Source organism: Pseudomonas sp. K5002 (assembly GCF_013386655.1).
Lineage (GTDB): Bacteria > Pseudomonadota > Gammaproteobacteria > Pseudomonadales > Pseudomonadaceae > Aquipseudomonas.
Map to the genome: position 1 here is coordinate 1 of NZ_JACARK010001424.1, position 371 is coordinate 371.

General features: G+C 58.0%; 1 protein-coding gene. It reads right to left on the reverse strand.

Annotation, left to right across the window (positions count from 1 at the left end; translation table 11 throughout):
• Window positions 1-268, reverse strand: a 268-nt coding sequence (gene madL / locus HX846_RS36905; protein ID WP_178967425.1) for a malonate transporter subunit MadL, incomplete at its 3' end; no start/stop codon positions are given.
• Between the last annotated feature and the right edge of the window lie 103 nt (window positions 269-371).

Here is a 371-nt window from a genome sequence, read left to right on the forward strand (position 1 = left end):
CGTGCAGCGCGGTCACCACGTTTTGCTGGGCCGCCATCGCCACCACCACCGGGATGTACATGGCGCCCCAGAAGCCCACGCCCATCTCGCATTCCTTGGTCATGCCGCCGTGCTTGTGCATCCACAGCCGCGCGCAGATCAGCAGGATCATTGCGATGCCCACCCCGCCCACGTTGGATTTCACGCCCAGCAACACGCCGAGCATGTCTCCCAGAATCACGCCTGCCAACATGCAGATCGCCAGCAACGCCACACCGTAAATAATCATGATGGTTGTCCTCAAAGTGCTTCATCGAAATTGTTGTTTTTGTGCTTCGAAAGCCTTGGGCGGCAATGCCGATCCGATAAAGATGAATACCGTACCTGTGGCG